Source organism: Aeromicrobium sp. 10G20-16 (assembly GCF_055809665.1).
Window position 1 is genome coordinate 1,820,483 of record NZ_CM147919.1, and the last position, 16,266, is coordinate 1,836,748.

General features: G+C 63.3%; 17 protein-coding genes and 1 pseudogene. 5 read left to right on the forward strand and 13 right to left on the reverse strand.

Annotated elements, in window-relative coordinates:
* Nucleotides 1-115: 115 nt before the first annotated feature.
* From AC0L5F_RS09155 to AC0L5F_RS09200, 10 genes are all read right to left on the reverse strand, one after another.
* Nucleotides 116-409 (reverse strand): hypothetical protein, encoded by a 294-nt coding sequence (locus AC0L5F_RS09155; RefSeq protein WP_473313019.1) that lies wholly within the window; start codon nucleotides 407-409, stop codon nucleotides 116-118.
* 134 nt (nucleotides 410-543) lie between these two features.
* Nucleotides 544-1,116 (reverse strand): antirestriction protein ArdA, encoded by a 573-nt coding sequence (locus tag AC0L5F_RS09160; protein ID WP_473313020.1) that lies wholly within the window; start codon nucleotides 1,114-1,116, stop codon nucleotides 544-546.
* Entirely contained in the window at nucleotides 1,113-2,051 is a 939-nt protein-coding gene (locus tag AC0L5F_RS09165; RefSeq protein WP_473313021.1) for a DNA-methyltransferase, read from the reverse strand. The genes AC0L5F_RS09160 and AC0L5F_RS09165 overlap by 4 nt, the downstream gene beginning before the upstream one ends.
* Nucleotides 2,052-2,132: 81 nt before the next feature.
* Complete coding sequence (locus tag AC0L5F_RS09170; protein WP_473313022.1) at nucleotides 2,133-3,035, reverse strand: replication-relaxation family protein; 903 nt, start codon at nucleotides 3,033-3,035, stop codon at nucleotides 2,133-2,135.
* 276 nt (nucleotides 3,036-3,311) lie between these two features.
* Nucleotides 3,312-4,766 carry a type IV secretion system DNA-binding domain-containing protein gene (locus AC0L5F_RS09175; protein ID WP_473313024.1) on the reverse strand — a complete coding sequence of 485 codons (1,455 nt, stop codon included), beginning with the start codon at nucleotides 4,764-4,766 and terminating at the stop codon, nucleotides 3,312-3,314.
* An 875-nt stretch (nucleotides 4,767-5,641) separates the two neighbouring features.
* Nucleotides 5,642-5,836, reverse strand: a complete 195-nt coding sequence (locus tag AC0L5F_RS09180; RefSeq protein ID WP_473313025.1) for a hypothetical protein — start codon at nucleotides 5,834-5,836, stop codon at nucleotides 5,642-5,644.
* Nucleotides 5,833-6,363: a hypothetical protein gene (locus tag AC0L5F_RS09185; protein ID WP_473313026.1), complete on the reverse strand. Its 531-nt coding sequence runs from the start codon at nucleotides 6,361-6,363 to the stop codon at nucleotides 5,833-5,835. Before AC0L5F_RS09185 ends, AC0L5F_RS09180 begins: the two co-directional genes overlap by 4 nt.
* Nucleotides 6,364-6,487: 124 nt before the next feature.
* Nucleotides 6,488-6,688, reverse strand: coding sequence for a hypothetical protein (locus AC0L5F_RS09190; protein ID WP_473313027.1), 201 nt, complete (start codon nucleotides 6,686-6,688; stop codon nucleotides 6,488-6,490).
* The gene (locus tag AC0L5F_RS09195) at nucleotides 6,685-6,945 is read right to left on the reverse strand and encodes a hypothetical protein (protein WP_473313029.1); all 261 of its coding nucleotides are present in this window, start codon (nucleotides 6,943-6,945) and stop codon (nucleotides 6,685-6,687) included. Before AC0L5F_RS09195 ends, AC0L5F_RS09190 begins: the two co-directional genes overlap by 4 nt.
* Nucleotides 6,942-7,244, reverse strand: a complete 303-nt coding sequence (locus AC0L5F_RS09200) for a hypothetical protein (RefSeq protein WP_473313030.1) — start codon at nucleotides 7,242-7,244, stop codon at nucleotides 6,942-6,944. The genes AC0L5F_RS09195 and AC0L5F_RS09200 overlap by 4 nt, the downstream gene beginning before the upstream one ends.
* Nucleotides 7,245-7,980: 736 nt before the next feature.
* Between AC0L5F_RS09200 and AC0L5F_RS09205 the strand changes: the two genes are divergently transcribed.
* On the forward strand, nucleotides 7,981-9,303 hold the full coding sequence (locus AC0L5F_RS09205; protein ID WP_473313031.1) for a hypothetical protein: 1,323 nt from the start codon (nucleotides 7,981-7,983) through the stop codon (nucleotides 9,301-9,303).
* 909 nt (nucleotides 9,304-10,212) lie between these two features.
* A complete protein-coding gene (locus AC0L5F_RS09210) occupies nucleotides 10,213-10,848 on the forward strand; it encodes a TetR/AcrR family transcriptional regulator (protein ID WP_473313032.1) in 636 nt (211 codons plus the stop codon).
* Nucleotides 10,849-10,878: 30 nt separating this feature from the next.
* On the opposite strand, the gene AC0L5F_RS09215 is transcribed toward AC0L5F_RS09210, so the two are convergent.
* Nucleotides 10,879-11,892 (reverse strand): helix-turn-helix domain-containing protein, encoded by a 1,014-nt coding sequence (locus AC0L5F_RS09215; protein ID WP_473313034.1) that lies wholly within the window; start codon nucleotides 11,890-11,892, stop codon nucleotides 10,879-10,881.
* 132 nt (nucleotides 11,893-12,024) lie between these two features.
* On the opposite strand from AC0L5F_RS09215, the gene AC0L5F_RS09220 reads away from it, so the two are divergent.
* The 3 genes and pseudogenes from AC0L5F_RS09220 to AC0L5F_RS09230 all read left to right on the forward strand — a co-directional run bounded on the left by AC0L5F_RS09220 (nucleotide 12,025) and on the right by AC0L5F_RS09230 (nucleotide 14,958).
* Complete coding sequence (locus tag AC0L5F_RS09220; protein WP_056287516.1) at nucleotides 12,025-12,345, forward strand: 2Fe-2S iron-sulfur cluster-binding protein; 321 nt, start codon at nucleotides 12,025-12,027, stop codon at nucleotides 12,343-12,345.
* A 25-nt stretch (nucleotides 12,346-12,370) separates the two neighbouring features.
* Nucleotides 12,371-13,744 (forward strand): annotated as a pseudogene (locus AC0L5F_RS09225) (cytochrome P450); the annotation flags it as partial.
* Between the two features lie 11 nt (nucleotides 13,745-13,755).
* Complete coding sequence (locus AC0L5F_RS09230; RefSeq protein ID WP_473313035.1) at nucleotides 13,756-14,958, forward strand: NAD(P)/FAD-dependent oxidoreductase; 1,203 nt, start codon at nucleotides 13,756-13,758, stop codon at nucleotides 14,956-14,958.
* Nucleotides 14,959-15,009: 51 nt separating this feature from the next.
* Here the strand turns inward: AC0L5F_RS09230 and AC0L5F_RS09235 are convergent, their stop codons facing one another.
* Both AC0L5F_RS09235 and AC0L5F_RS09240 read right to left on the reverse strand, forming a co-directional pair.
* Complete coding sequence (locus AC0L5F_RS09235; RefSeq protein WP_473313036.1) at nucleotides 15,010-15,552, reverse strand: lysophospholipid acyltransferase family protein; 543 nt, start codon at nucleotides 15,550-15,552, stop codon at nucleotides 15,010-15,012.
* Nucleotides 15,553-15,683: 131 nt separating this feature from the next.
* Nucleotides 15,684-16,265 (reverse strand): PaaI family thioesterase, encoded by a 582-nt coding sequence (locus tag AC0L5F_RS09240; protein ID WP_473313037.1) that lies wholly within the window; start codon nucleotides 16,263-16,265, stop codon nucleotides 15,684-15,686.
* Between the last annotated feature and the right edge of the window lies 1 nt (nucleotide 16,266).

Genomic DNA, 16,266 nt, shown 5'->3' on the forward strand with positions numbered 1-16,266 from the left:
TCCACATCATCCAGGGCAGGCTGCCCTCCTGTTGGTAAAGGTGAGGGCCAGCGGATCGCAGTACGCGACGCCGCTGACCCTCACTGGGGAGGAGACGATCCTGGTAGTCAGGACCTCACCCCTTCGCGCCAGTTCGGCTGCCACGCGCGGCGGCAGACTTGATGGCACTTTCCTTGGTTGACGAGCCGAGCAAAGCCGCCAGGGCCTTGCGCTGCAGTTCGGCTTCCTTGTCGATCTCAGCGGTGAGCTCCTGTGCCTTGGCGGTGATCGCGGGGTCGTTCGCCAAGACTTCGAGGTGCTTCTCGACGGCGGTACGGATGGTGTCCGTGACCGTCGTGCCACTGAGCTTCGACAGCAAGCCCAGTCGAGCGTGCAGGTCGTCGTCCAGTCGGACGGCAAGTGTCTTCATGACATGTCCTCCTCCTTCCTGAGTGGTTCGTCCGAACGAGTGGATCGTTCAGCCACTTCCTCAGGGTGGTGCGGCCGGCGAAGGCTGGTGCCTTCGCTGAAACGGCCGCAGGCCCCTGACGAAGCCCTGCATCGTCAGAGGCGGAAGAGGTAGATCCCTCCGTCTGAGACGTCCTCGACGTGGAAGTCGACCAGGAGATCGCGTAGCAGGCCCTCGCGGTCGATCGAGATGTGCGGCAGCAACCAGCCGGGCATGCCCATAGCGAGCGCGTTGTCGATGCCGAAGTCGGCCAACAATTCGTCGAGAAAGGCGTCCTTGGATTGCCAATAGCCGACGAAGGCATCGACGTAGCCGGTCTCCAGGTCATCGCCACGCGCACCGGAAAGTTCGGCGTAGGCCGCGAATGCCTCGCCGTGCTCGGCAATCCCCCGGGCGACTTCGGCCACGTGGCGAAGATCTTCATACTCGCCGACGCGGTAGGCACTGAAGTTGTCGTAGTCGAAGATGGCCCATTCCTCGGCCCCTGACTCGGGACTCGAAGCGAGGATGGCTTGAGCGGCCGCAACAAGCTCGTCACCTTCGATGGCAGCGTCGACCCATTCGCCGTGCAACCGGCCATCGTTGTAGTCGGCCAGGCTGGCGATCCAGACGCGTGGGCGCTCGGCAGTCGGCTCTCGCTCTGAACTGATTGGTGAATGCTCATTCATGCCACCTCCTTTCGTTGATTGGTTGATGTCTGACGCTTGGCGCGTTCTTCGCTGATTCGCTCGGTAGCGAGATCGACAAAGCTCGGATTCAGCTCGATGCCCAGCCAGTCGCGGCCGAGCTTCTCGGCGGCAATCGCTGTCGTGCCTGATCCCATGAACGGGTCGAGGACCAGTCCCGGTTCGCTGGGTGCAGCGCAGTCACACATGGCTTGAAGAGCCAGTCGGGTCGCAATGGCTCCCAGTCGACGGACCGGTCGCCGGTAGGCGGTCCGGCATGCCGTGCAGCGCGCCTCCGGGGTTCCAGCGAGCACCATCCGCTCCACGAGCCGGACCGGATAGGTTGCGAAGTGGGCTCCTCGGTAGCTGCTCACGGCGAGTTGCCAGACGTCAGCTGGGTTCTTCCCGAGCGGGTGGCCCTGCAGGCCTGCCGTGTGGAGGGCTGCCAGGCCACGGTCGCCGTCGCTGTTGGGACCGAGCCAGTCCGGGCGCTCCCCCGGCAACCTGACGGGTCGTGGCTTCGGCGGTCGCCCGGTATGCGGCACGCGAATCGCGTCGAGGTCGAAGAAGTACTTCGGTTGCTTCGCGAGCAGGTAGATCACTTCATGCTTGGTGGCGAGGCGGTCGGTGACACTGGTCGGGATCGTGTTGGTCTTGGCCCAGACGATCTTGTTGCGGATCGTCCACCCGTCGTCGATGAGTTTGAGTGCCAACCGCTCCGGCCCGAGCAGCAGGCTCTTGCGGGATGCGCCTTCGCGCTGGTGAGTGCTGTAGCTGTCACCGAGGTTGACCCAGATCGTGCCGGTCTGCGTCAGCACTCTGCCCAGTTCGTTGATGAGGCCTCGCAACTCCTCTGCCCATTGGTTGACCTGTCCTTCCAGACCGAGTTGCCCACTCACGCCGTAGTCGCGAAGTCGGAAGTACGGCGGCGACGTCACGATGCTGTCGACTGAGGCCGTCGGCAATGTGCGCGTGCGCGCCAAAGCGTCGCCGAGCAGGATCTCGTTTCGCGGAAAGCTTCACGAGGCGCCCCCGGCCAGGACGTGCGTCAACGTCTCCGGCGTGGCGACGCGGTACATGGCGTCGGTGAGTTTGCCTGTACGACGGACTGCCGCCGCGAGTCGCGCGGCTCGGGATTCGTCGAGGAACAGCCACACCACGAGTGGGAAGCTGCCGTGGCGATCTTGCTCCAGACCCGAGCGTCGATACTCCTCGTACTGGTGACACTTCTTCAGCAACGTCGGCAGCGACTCGGTACCAAGATCGACCTCGATGAAGTGCCGGTCGACGAAGTCGCTGCTGGTGATCTCGGCGTACAGGTCAGGCTGCAACCAGCGTCGTTCACCGCCCGCGCCTTGATAGGTACGCCACGAGGCAGGCTCGACCTCGACGGCGACGTCCTCGATGGCTTCGATCCGCCGGTGCTGGTGCAACAGCACATGGACGTCGGCGATGGCCAGGCAGTGATTCAGAAACCGCCCTGAGGGCTCCGCTGGTCTCCGTCGCTTGTCGTCGCCGTAGACGATGCGGGCGCCCGCGGGAGCCAGACGCCAGATTGTCGCGGCGCTCCCCGCACGCACTCCTCCGACTCGGCGCGACAGTGGACGGAGCAACCCCGCCTGTTCGAGTCGCCGCACGACGCGTCGAGTTACTCGGGCTCCTGTGGCGGCGCTCTGGTGATCCAAGAAGCAGAAGTGCTGCAGCTGCGAGGTGGTCAGGTAGCGGTGCTGGGCGACGAAATCGAGCACGGCGCGGTCGCGATCGGAGAGGCGATCTGTCAGCTGATGGAGTTGGCGAGCACCAACCCGAGAGACCTGAGTGGGGGAAACTTCGGGCAGCGAAGCGGCCGAAGTATTCGGCTCCCTAGATTGAGCGAACTCGCCGCTGACCTGCTCAGACGATCCCCCATTGTCGGTGCCCATCGGTACAGCGAGCGGTAGCCCTGCACCTGGGGTGTAAGTGCGACGTGCTCGTCGTTCGGCGGCACTCATGACGTCGCTCCGGGCGGTCGTCGCGTGCGCCCGAAGGCCTCGTCCCGCGCACCTCGATCGAGGCCGAGGGTAGCCAGCAGCTCGGCCTCCACTACGCCAATGGGGCGGCCGTAACGAGCACGCGAGCTCGCGCGAACTGATTCGGCCGACTGTCGCGGTTGGGAGAGCCGCCGCGTCCGGATCGTGCACCACGGCATCCGGTCACCCTCAGTAAGCAGCGACACCTGCGCGGTAAAAACGGGCAGTTCCTGAAGGTCGCGTGCGGTGAGCGCACCGCCCGAGGTCGACGCGATGTCTTTGGCGTCTTGCGGGCTGAGCTGGAAGCAGATTCGGCTCCGCGCGTGCGCCATGACGGCCTGGCGCATCGACGGCGTCAGCTGGGTCAAGCTTCTGGTGGGCCAGCGCGGCGAACGCGACACCGAGCCCACGGGCTCGTCCCAGCGCATCAGCAAGGTCACCGAGGCGGACGATCTCCTGGAACTCGTCCAGGTACAGCATCACGGGATGGCGGGCGGCTTGCGGCAGCGTCGTTCGCTCTTGGGCGGCTTGCCAGATCAGAGCCAGCAGGATGGAGCCCATGAGGCGAGCGCCCTCGGGTCCGAGCTCAGCGCTTCCGAGGCTGATGAGGACGATGGGCCGCTTGCTCGGGTGCATGAACAGATCCCGGAAGCTGAACTTCGGCTGCGGCTGTCCAAACATGGCGCGCAGGCCAGGTCGGAGGGTCAGGATCGGGTCGAGCTTGTTGCGCAGCGGCGCGACGACATGCGCCTGTTCGGCATCCGACAACGACTCGAAGTGCGCCCAGAAGGCTCCCAAGCCCATCGGGTCGGGCGGGCCAACCTTGGCAACCACCGGCCGGCGAACCGCTGCGTTGCTGAGCAGCATCGGCAGCATGGACAGTGAGCAGTTTCCGGCCCGGGCCAAGGTCAAGATCGCGGCGTGCGCGATGTCGCTCGAGCGTGGGCCGAGCTGGTCGCCGTAGAGGCTTCTGATGACGCCGTAGATTACGTCGGCTGAGCGTTCGGGATCGCCACCGAACACATCGACCCCGATGGGAGTTCGGTCCGTGGGATCGAAGACCACGACGTCATCACGACGCTTCGGATCGACCCGCTCGAGGAAGTCAGTGACGGCATCTCCCTTGCCATCGAGCAGGACGACTGAGCGCCCAGCTGCGGCATCTTGGAGCGCCAGATTCACCAGCATGGTCGACTTGCCGGTTCCGACTGGTCCGATCACGTGAGTGACGCGCTTGGCCTCCTCGATTCCCTGCCCGACCGATCGCTTCGGGTCGACGACCGAATCGCCGAGGATGCGTCCGATCTTCGGGAGTCGGGCTGCCACTGGCAGCATGCGCGGATGCAGGGGCGGTACCCCCGGGAGTTCGACATCCTTGGCGGCGATCGGCCACCCAAGTAGTGCGGTGACCTCGGAGACGCCGAGCTCACTCGGCCAGAGCAGTGGATCGCGAACTTGGTCGAGGGCCCGTAGTGAGGACTTCTTGATGCGAATCCCGACACCCGGCGATTCGAGAGGTCGCAGTGCACCCGTGACGTTCTGGATCAGTCGCCCTGCGCGCAGCACGTCATCGGCCTTGGCGCCGATCCGTAGCTCGCACGAAAAGCGATGCTCGGCGTACTTCGCGGACAGCCGCGATCGCATCGCTGCTGGGACAGCTTGCGGCACCCTTGGCCGGTGTCGAGGTCCAAGGATGAGTTGCAGTCGAACGAGCTCGCCGCGCCTGGCGCCCGACAACGCTCCGAGCACACTGCGGGCGACCTCTTCGGTCACGGCGCTGGCGAGCGGCGACTGCCGGTGACCCGGGAGTCGCACGGCAGCAGCAGCGGTCGACGCGTCGAGGCGGCCGCCGCTGCGAGAACGGAGGCCAGCGAGGTGATGCGTCAGGACCGTCACAGCTCGACGCGCGGCAGCCTCTTCGGCACCGAGGTACCAGCTGACCCGGCCTCCCTCACCTCGCGCTTCGAGGACGAGACGAGGGTGCCCGGATATCCCGGCCAGCGCACCGACAGCGGCGCGTGCGGTGTCGACAGTCAGAGGAACCGGCAGGTCGAGCCGCGTCCAGCGAAATGGACCTCGACTATTCATCGGCCGACCTTTGCTCGCGGCCCGGAGCGCTGCCATCCGCCGCTGCCTTCGCCTGAGTCTCACGCTCGGCCTCGACCATCGCCATCGCGATGATGGCACGGGCGACCTTCCGGACGTCGGGCTGCTCACGCAGTTCGGAGCGGACGGTCAGTCGACGTTCCTTCCCGCTTCGCGACGTTCTGCCTCGTTGAGCGGCCCTCCGGCTGCTGCGGTACGGCGCGTTTCGGTTAATATCTGTGTCGTCAGAACTGTCGTTGGGCATGACTGACCTCCTCTCCACCGGTTAGCTGATGCGATCGATCCCAGAAGCGTTCACAAATAGAAACGCGGATCGTGCGACGTACTATGAGTTCACAATCGGAAACAGTCAAGGGCGAAATGGCCTTCGTTGTGCATTCCGCAACAGCGGCCGGCATAGCGTCCACGGGAGATCACCAGCCCCTATATCTGGTGGCTACCAATCGCCACACCAAGGCGACGAGGCCTCCGACCGCGACGAGGATGCAGAGGAAGATCCAGATGGCCCTGAGGATCGCGATTGCGCCGTAGAGCGCCATCGAAGCCAGCAGCAGTCCGACGCACAGGTCCACCAAGCGACCGCCAGCCTGCTCCGGCTCCCTGCTCATGCGACTCTCCGCAGCTCGCGCAGGATTCCCTGATCGAGCCCGACCTCGGCACAGGCGCGCACGAACTCGACCTGCTCGAACGGAAACCGGCCCGCCACGCCGAGCAAAATGATCTGCCCGATGGCGTCGAGGCGAAACAGCTCGTATTCAAGCGACCCCGGCCCCAAGCCGACTGCCGTGAGCTGCAACAGGTGCCACAGCGACAGTTCCCATTCATCCTGAAGGCTGAAGCTCATTCCGAGGCGACAGTGCGGGGCGTCGTGCCAGAACCGGAACGCCAAATTGTCGGCAGACTCCAGGTAGATCGTGTCGTCGCAGTACAGATTCGAAATCGGGAGCGGCTCACCCGTTCGCTGTGAGTGCTCGAACGCACCGCGCAGCTTCTGGTACGTCGACGGCGCATTGGGCACACCGATCCAGCCCAAGCCCTGGGCGTCGGCGGACTCATCGGCCTGTTCTCGGACGAATCGACTCAGGTTGACCCGAGCGCCTTGCGAGCCTCTGGCCTTGCGGTAGGCAACGGACATAGCGGGTACTCCCTACTCCTTGACTTCTCTCATTGGCGTGAGGTGGTGGGGATAGCTGTGACCGAGCGGCCTCGTCGAGGGGAGGTACAAGCCCCGCGACCTGGCACACCCAGACTGTGGACCGTCAGTCGATGATGTTGCGCCAGGACTGATCCGCGGCGTCGTTCATGGCTCGCCGCGCCTGCTTGTACTCGTTGTCGACTACGGCCGCAGCCGCCGCCGTCCGAGCGTGCAGCTCCTCGACGCGGCGCTTCTTCCCGTCGCCGCGCTCTGCGACCAGGAGTGCAAGGCCGATGACGAGAAGGGTCAAGACTCCCGCGATCACGCCTGCTCACCTCGCTCGAACATCCGCAGACGCTCACGCAGCACCGGGTCGTCACCCGCCAGTCGGTCGGCGAAGCCGCTGACCTCGTCGCGCAGGTGGTTGATGTGCGCCGCGAAGTTGACCTCGATCAGGTCACGATCCTCATCGAGCACATCGACCGGGCCAGGTTCGCGCCGACGTCGGAGCCTCGCGGCGAGGTCTGCGATGGTCGCGCCCAGCACCACACCGATGGTCAACCCCACGGCCAGCCCGGTCACAGCGGGAACTCCGAGCCGAAGTTCTTCTGGACGCGCTGCGCCTTCTCGACGAAGCCGAGCTCGATGCGGGTCAGCACCATGTTCAGGGTCTCGTCGTTGCCCGCCAGGCTCTTGCGGTACTGGTCGATGTCGACCGCCCGCTCCATGATGCGGCCGGTGAGGGCCGCCTCGGCGTCGACCTTGAGGCCGGCAAACTTGGTCTCACGGACGAGGTTCGCGACCGCGCGGTTGTGCTGTCGCTCATCCTTGCTCGGCACAATGCTGGACGTACCTGCCGCCCAGCGCTGGAGTTCGTTCATGACTGTCTTCCTTTCGGTGAGTCCGACCGCTGGAGTGCGAGTCGCTGACACCACTGGGCAGGGTCACAAGCCGTCACACCAGGCGGAGTCGCGTGTGACGACGAACCTCAACTGCTGCTCGGGCATGAAAAAAGCCCGCAGTTCCGACGATGGAACCGCGGGCTGGGTGGCCCAAGCTTTTTCTTAATGTATTGCCGCGAGCAGCGTAGTCACAGGCCGTCACAGTTGTGACAGTTCACTCAGCCAGCTGAACGAACGAATCGGGATCGAACGCGGGGTGCTCGAAACAGAACCTAGCCAAGTCTCTGACCGCGCTCGCAGCTTCGCTGTGCTCTCGAGATGCCAAAGGCACGGCGTGTCCGTCTGGATCCGCCGGCCAACGTGGCCAGATGGACGTTAGACCAAACGAGTTTCGGTTGTCCGAAACTGCCCACTCCCCGATGATGTTGATAACGACCAGGAGGTAGTTCTCGTAACTGCCACAGGCGACAACGGCGTCACCGTGCTCCAGCCAGTGTTGGATGGAATCCAACAGGTTCGGTTCCTGCTCGTGACCGGATCCGAACCGCCAACCAAGGTAGATTCCTCGGTCAAGATGTACATGGAAGTCACCAATCGCCGTATCCAGCAGCCCGATTCGACTAGTTTCAAGGGCCATAGGTGGCCTCCCTTCAGATGGGGGCCAACCCGTAACTCATTATCTTATAATTGAGAATGATTGTCAATAGGAGCTAGCTTGGACTCCGCAGAACACGCCGAGATGGAAGCCATGCTGTTTTCCGACAGAAGTCCCGCCTCGCGACTCGTGGGACACCATCTCATTGCCGCAACACGGCAAAGGTTGGGTTCATCGCAGACCGCGACTTCGGACTTGGGATGGCGCATCCTCTGCGACCTTGTCGCCGGTAGTGACCCAATTGACGAACGGGGTCACCACCCCTACCTCGCAGCGCGGCATCTTCTGGGGCAGGTGGAGTATCCGACTGATCCGAGGCAGGAGGTGCCCTACGCCAAAGGGCTCTCTTGGAATGAACTCAAGAGGCGGTACAGCAATGAATTTCGATCCGCGCCGCCGAGGATTCCTCTCACGCCGTCGTGCCGAACGGTGCTGGCCGTACTCGGCGGCAACTACGGCACCAGTCGCTCGCTGTTGCTCACAAAGGATCACCGGCCACGATTGGTCGCGAGGATCACGGAAGATTTCCTAGCAGCACTCGATGCCAAGGCTGCAATGGTCGCGGACGACGGACTGCGAACCGGAAACGAGCATGCTCGCCCGACGCGCGCGCTCGACGCGCGGGACGGCTTGAATGCGAGGACTAAGCCCAGCCGCCTCAGTCGATCAACGATGATCTCGGGAATCACAGTCCTGGTCCTCGCGTCCTTTCTCGCTGGTGTCTTTTGGATCGGTCTGCGGCCGCCGAGCAGTGGAATCGGTGTGCAGCGGGACGTTCCTTCGCCTGGGTCGTCCGCGTACTGGGAGGCGGGCTGGGGTCCAGATCGAAAGATGTTTCTTGTCGAGGACTCGCCGTCGTACCCAGTGTTCAATGCCACGAAAGACGGCCCAATCGGAGATGAGCGGAACTTTGTGTCACTGAAGATGGCGGACGACACACGATCAGGGTCATGGACAGAGGATCTCTGGGTGCACCCGGGCGATGAGGTGTTGGTTCGAATCTACGTCAACAACTCTGGCGATAGCCTGGGAAATGTTCCCGCCCAGAGTATCCAGGATGCTTCACTGAAATTGGGGCTAACCGGCAGAAAAGATAAACACTCGGTGTCGGCAGTTCTTTCGGCGGTCAACGCTCAAGAGGTCTGGGACGGCGCCACCATCCGCGGCGACGGCACATTCGCGGTGGAGTGGGAGTCCCATTCGCTCAAGCTAGAGAGCAATGCCCACCCGGGTCCGGTCGGGTTGGCGCTCAACCTTCGAGACGCGGTCGATGGCGGCGTTCCACTTGGCGGCAAGAAAATGAACGGTGTCATCGCGCCGGGCTACGGAAGTGCAATGTATGTGACCGCAAGACTTCAGATCGGAAGCTTAGTCCTGAGTTGAGCTGACGAGAGCAGCCTTCGGACGCTCAGATCCCCTACCGCTCGCGAGCAGTAGGCGAAGCGAATCCCGCGCACGACCGACGGCGGATCATCGAACCGTACAAATCCGGACCGAGCCATCGGGCGGTGGCCGCGGAGCTGGCGTGTCCAGAGCCAGCCTGCTCAACGTTCTGGAGTCTGCCTCGATCGAACGGCGGCCATCTGGTGGCGGCGCGGCCGATTGAACCGTTCCACATCGAACGACCGACGCGTGGGCAATCGCGGTGAATCAACGCGCCCGAGGATTAGAATCGGAGAACGTAGATCCGACTCGCCCCATCGAAGAACCCACCCCATAGCGCAATGTCCTCGAACGTCTAATTACCAAGCCGCCGCCCGTCGGACGCGAGGTTCGAGTACTGCCGTGGGAAGGAAGACAGAGTCAGTGCCGGCCCGAGAAGGTACGACGCGGTCCCCCTTTGCCTACCCAGAGGGGACGTACTTCCCTGGGCCACAGTCAGGTGGCGATCCGTCGTCACTCGGGATTGTGGATTCAATGTACCGAGCCTTCGCAGCGGTCACAGGGGCTCGCATCCTGCCGGGGCGCCTTCGCCGACCCGGGCTGACGTGAGATAATGCGTCCCCGCCTGCCTCGAGCGGCTGATTCGCCAGTGAGCATGCCGCGCTGGTCACGGTTTCGCGCGACTCACCGTCGGCGCCAAACCCCCGTCCGATATTCCTGTCGGTTCTACTCTCCGTCGCTTGGCGGCGTTCGAGCGACTGTGTAGGTGTCCGAAAGAACCGCTCACCGACATGGTCGAGCGATGGCCCGACGACGCTGGGCCTTCGAGGCCCCGTCTCTCAGGTCGGTCAACTGCGATCTACCCTGTGCTATCACGTTTCAGTCGTGACATTCCACTAACATTTGTTCATGACGACACCGCTGAGGGAGTCCTACCGCGCTCACCTTCGGAAGCGAGCCCTAGAGGCCGCATACAGCGAAACGGTCGATAAGGGATGGGACAAGGTGAGGGTCGGGCAGATTGCTGCCTTGATCGGTGCTCCCCGCGCGATGCTCTACAAGGAGTTCGGAGACAAGCAAGGGCTGGGCGAGGCACTCGTCCTCCATGAGGCCGACCGATTCCTCGCTGGCATTAGGGAAGTCCTTGAGAGGTTCTCGACCGATGCGGCAGGTGGGATTCAGGCATCAGTTCAGTTCACTCTGGCCGAATCTGAGAAGAGCCCGCTGCTGCGAGCCGTGCTGGTGTCCTACCGCGACCCGGTGCTCGATCCCGGAGCGCTAGACACGCGGAAAGGCATGCTGCCGCTGATCACGACGTCGGGAAGACTGCTGGACGTATCAAGCGAGACCCTTGCCGCGTGGCTCCACCACCAGTTTCCTCAGCTCAACGGGTCGGACGTCCAGGATGCGACAGACGCGTTGGTGCGTCTCACGGTCAGCCACCTTGCACTCCCTGGGGCAGACGCTGTGGCCACCGGCCAGCAGATCTCGGAAGTGGCGTTGCGGTACCTGGGCCTGCAGCGGTCCGAAGCACCATCGCTGTGAGACTGCTCCTAGGACCGGGCCGGTCCTGCGTCATCGATCTTCTTCATCGCGCCGAAATTGGCTCGGGGACTGGCCCGTCCATCGCTTGAAAGCGTGAGAGAAGTTGGCCACGTCGCCGTAACCGAGGTCAGTGGCTATCTCGCTCACCGATACCGATCGCTCGAGCAGGAGCAACGTTGCACGCTCTTTAAGCGAGGCTTCACGTATGTCGCGAAATGTCATCCCCTCACCTGCGAGACGCCGCTTGAGAGTGCTGACGGACATCGACAGCTCGGCCGCAACGGACTGGCCGCTTCTCAGCACTGCTCCTTCATCTATCAGACTCCTCACAGCTCGCGAGAACGTCCTGGCCCCCCGACGATGCTCGAGATCTTTCTCGAGGTCGGATATCGCGTGTCGGTACGCGATCGGGTCAGAGAATCGGCACACCTCGGTGAGCGTCGCGGCCGGAACGCGAAGAAACGAGATCGGGGCGTCGAAAGTCAGCCGGCCGGCACGAACGTCCTCGTGATCATCCATCGACGATGGTCTCCGCCAACTCAGGTGGAGCGTGACGGTAGACATGTCACCAACGAGCAGTTCAAGTAGGCGAACGAGTGCAGATCCACAGTAAGTGATTGCCAAACGGTCCAGGTCTGGGTCGCCCGAGAGCCCGTTGAGTGCCACAGTGAGACCACGCTCACTCGGATGCATCTGAGGGCTCAGGGCAGTTGTGATCAGCGGCAAGAAGGTCAGCAACTCGACGATCTCAGAGACCGAGCCGGCGCTGACGAGGGGGAGGCTCAACGGGCCGAAAGAGGTCAGTTGCGCTTGGTCCGCGCACGCCAGCCCAAGCCGTGTGGCCTCGTCTGAGTCAAGTTCGGGGTAAACCTCCCGGAACCATCGCAATGGCGCCTGCACATCGCGCTCGACGAGCGCTCGAGCATCCAGTCCTTCGCGAGCCATGATGTCGTCGAATCGTGCGACGGCAGCTGGGTCGAGAGCCGCGCTTGCCAGGAGTTGGGCGAACGCCAAGGGAGGCACGCCCACTTCGTCGCGATACACCACCGACTCCCCACATGCTCAATGAGCCAAATTCACAACATCTTGACCCGGGTGACACTAGTCACAGCCACCTGCCGTGGCAACACTGGGGCGAGGATCTTTCCACACTTCCGACCACATCAGGAGTTCTCCATGGCAGTTGTCACCTTCGTGTCGTACGACGGCGAGAAGTTCGAGGCCACGCTCAAGGAGGGTCAGTCCTTGATGCAGGTCGCTGTCAACGACGCAATTCCCGGAATCGACGGGGACTGCGGAGGGGAAGCGGCGTGCGGCACCTGTCACGTGGTGGTTGACCCGCAGTGGTCCGAGACTGTCGGCCTCTCGAGCCCAGAAGAAGAGGAGATGCTCTCGATGAACCCTGAGCGTCAACCGACTTCTCGCCTTTCGTGCCAGATGGCGGTATCCGCGGCATGGGACGGATTGACCGTCGAACTCCCCGAATTCCAGATGTGACGACGAGAGACCAGGACACCTCACGATGAAGATTTCCGATGCGATCACCAACAAAGCCCAGTCGGCCATTCCGGTCGACCGTCAGATCCAGGGCGCCCACTTCTACGACAAGACGCGTCGATGGGTGACGGGCACGAACGGTCAGAAGCTCTTCGTCGAGAAGCCGATCCCTCCCGTCGAGACCGTCGAGCTCACCGACATCGACATGAGCAACCCGTTCATGTATCGGCAGGGACGCTGGCTCTCCTACTTCGAGCGGCTGCGTCAAGAGGCCCCGGTCCACTACCAGGCGAACAGCCCCTTCGGTCCGTTCTGGTCCGTCACGCGTCACGCCGACATCGTGGCCGTGGACAAGAACCACGATGCCTTCTCGGCCGAGCCATTCATCATCATCGGCACTCCGCCCCGCTTCCTCGACGTTGCGATGTTCATCGCGATGGATCCGCCTCGGCACGACCTCCAGCGAGCTGCCGTCCAAGGTGTGGTCGCCCCCAAGAACCTGCGTGAGATGGAGGGCCTGATCCGATCACGTGTCCGTGAGGTCCTGGACGACCTGCCGGTCGACCAACCGTTTGACTGGGTCAGCAAGGTCTCGGTCGAGCTCACGGCCCGGATGCTCGCCACACTGCTGGACTTCCCGTACGAGCAGCGCCACAAGCTTGTCGAGTGGTCGGACCTTGCTTCGTCGATGGAACAGGCCAACGGCGGACCGTCCGACAACGACGACGTGTTCCGTGGGATGCGCGACGCGGCGCTAGGCCTGAGCGCCCTCTGGCGCGACAAGGCGGCACGGACCGCGGCCGGCGAGGCGCCCGGCTTCGACCTGATCACCATGCTGCAGAGCAACGAGGACACCAAGGACCTGATCGACCGGCCCATGGAGTTCATCGGCAACCTGACCCTTCTGATCGTCGGTGGCAACGACACCACTCGGAACTCCATGAGCGGCGGCGTCCTGGCGCTCAATCGGTTCCCCGACCAGTTCGAGAAGCTGAAGGCAAATCCCGATCTGATCCCCAACATGGTCTCGGAGATCATCCGGTGGCAGACACCGCTTGCCTATATGCGCCGTATTGCCAAGAAGGACGTCGTCCTGAACGGCCAGTTCATCCGCAAGGGTGACAAAGTCGTCATGTGGTACGCGTCAGGCAACCGCGACGAGGCACTCTTCGAACGGGCCGACGAGCTGATCATCGATCGTTCCAACGCGCGCAACCACATCGCTTTCGGGTTCGGCGTCCACCGTTGCATGGGCAACCGTCTGGCAGAGCTCCAGCTGAAGATTCTCTGGGAGGAGCTGCTCCCGCGGTTCGAGAACATCGAGGTTGTTGGAGAGCCCGAGTACGTGCAGTCCAACTTTGTGCGCGGCATCAGCAAGCTGATGGTTCAGCTCACCCCGAAGTCCGAGGGGTGACTGTCTCGCAGGCAGTCATCATTGGCGCAAGTCATGCTGGTGCGCAACTTGCGGCCAGTCTGCGCCAAGAGAAATGGGACGGGGATATTCTCCTCATCGGCAATGAGTCCGCGGTGCCATACCACCGCCCTCCGCTCTCCAAGGCCTATCTCGCCGGGAGAAGCACGCTGGAGGAGCTCGAGATCCGCAACCTCGAGTTCTACGCGAAGCAGGACATTCAGCTTCTCAACGCAACAGTGGACGAGATCAATCGCTCTGCAGGATTCCTTACCTTGAGCAATGGGGAGACTGTGGCGTATGACGAGCTCGCGCTCTGCCTCGGGGCCCGCGCCCGAAGGCTCCCCACACCCGGCGCTGACCTGGCCGGAGTCTTCTATCTCCGCACGGCAGCGGACGTCGAGCTGATCCGCGAAGCCGCCACGACTGCATCCAACGCTGTGATCGTGGGTGGCGGCTACATCGGGCTGGAGACAGCGTCCTCGTTGCGCGCTCTCGGGTTGCACGTCACCGTGCTGGAAGCGACTGAGCGAGTCCTCGAGCGCGTCACCGCACCCGAAGTCTCGGCGTTCTTCCATCGCATCCACCAAGAGGCGGGCGTCAGCATCAGGACGGGCGCTCTCGTCGAGGCAATCACGGGCGAGAACCGGGTTGAAGAAGTCATCTTGGCCCACGGCGAGTCCATTCCCGCCGATATCGTCATCGTCGGCATCGGTGTCGAGCCGAACACGGAGCTGGCCGCGGCCGCAGGCCTCGTAGTGGACAACGGAGTGGTGATCGACTCCCACGCACGCACGAGTGACCCACACATCGTCGCAGCCGGTGACTGTGCCAGCCACGACTACGCGCGATACGGCCGTCGGATTCGCTTGGAGTCCGTGCCCAGCGCTGGCGAGCAGGCCAAGGTCGCCGCCGCAACGATCAGTGGGAGGTCGAAGGAAATTGCTGCGTTGCCATGGTTCTGGTCGGACCAGTACGACCTCAAGCTTCAGATTGCGGGCCTCAACATCGGCTACGACGAGGTCATCCTCAGCGGCGATCCCAGCCGTGACCGCGACTTCAGCTGCTTCTACCTGCGGCAAGGGCAGCTCATCGCGGCCGATTGCGTCAATCGTCCACGTGACTTCATGTTCAGCAAGAAGGTCATCACGCAGCGAACGCCGGTCGAGCGTTCCGACCTCATCCGTGTGCCTGCCAACTGACCCGGTTCCAGCATCGATCTGCGCGCCTTGCGATCCCGCAGGCTGCTGCCGTCACTTGTGGATTCGCTCACGCGCCAACTCATCCACCATTCGCGTCAGGGTTTCGTGGAGTTGTCGCGTGCCTTCGCTGACAGCATCGGAAGTCGACAGGCCCTCACTCAGATCCGCCAGGCGGAGCGGAAGCCCGACGTCGATGCTGACTCGGGGCCGTCCCAGAAGGCTCGGACGACGGCTGTATGCCGGAAGAATTTCTTGCGCCCCCCACTGCGCCACCGGAATGAGTGGGGCCCCCGACTCGAGTGCTAGCCGGACCGCTCCTGTCTTCAGAGTCATCGGACGCCCGCGCTGGTCTACCGTGATCGAGCCCTCGGGGTAGACCACGAGAAGCGCGCCTCCCTGTAGCGCCCTCAACGCTGCGCCGAAGCCATCACCGCCGTGATCGCGATCAACTTCGACATGTCCGGCCGCACGAAACCAGGTTCCCACCAGGCCCCGACTGAAGAGACTGGTCTTGGCGAGGAAGGCAGGAGTTCGCCCCCTCGCCAGTACAAGTTCGGCGATCAGCAACGGGTCGATCTCGGAGACGTGGTTCACGGCGAGCACTGCACCACCCCGCGAAGGGATCCTGTCCACGTCACGCCAGTCGCGACGACGCACAGCGACCAGAATGGGCTTGCAGACTACGTACGCAATCCACCACGCCACTCCCCGTCTCGGGATCGCGATCACAAACCGCCCACTTCATGATCCGGTGGGGCCGCCGCAAAGTGGGCCGACTCGACCACCACGAAAGTGGCGTCGGCCGAGCCTGCCTTTCGACCTGCTGAGTCCCAAGCATCGGCGTGGAGCAGAAGCCGACGTCCTGTGCGCTCGACGACCTCTGCGTTGAACTTGTAGGGCTGGTACAGGCGGAACGGCGCTTGATACTCGACTGTCAAACTTCGTGTGACGGCGAGCGTGCCCACCGTGTACAGCGCGAACCCAAAGAGGTCGTCGAACGCGAGCGCCACCGCTCCCCCGTGCGCGATACCTGGCGCACCGACCTGACCGTCACCGAAGCTATGGGTCGACTCGACACCGTTCGCTGTGCGAATGACCTGCATCCGCAGTCCAGACGGATTGTCTGGACCGCAGCCTGCGCAGTTCAACGAGTGCGGAGGCAGCACCTGCCCTACCTCTACAGCTTCCAACAAGACAAGGTGATCGGACCACCGGGAGATGACGTCCGCGCGCTCGCGGTTGTCCGCGTCACCGGCGATATCTGCCTGGTCGTCGCCACGACCTTGCGGCTCGGTCTTGCCTGACAAT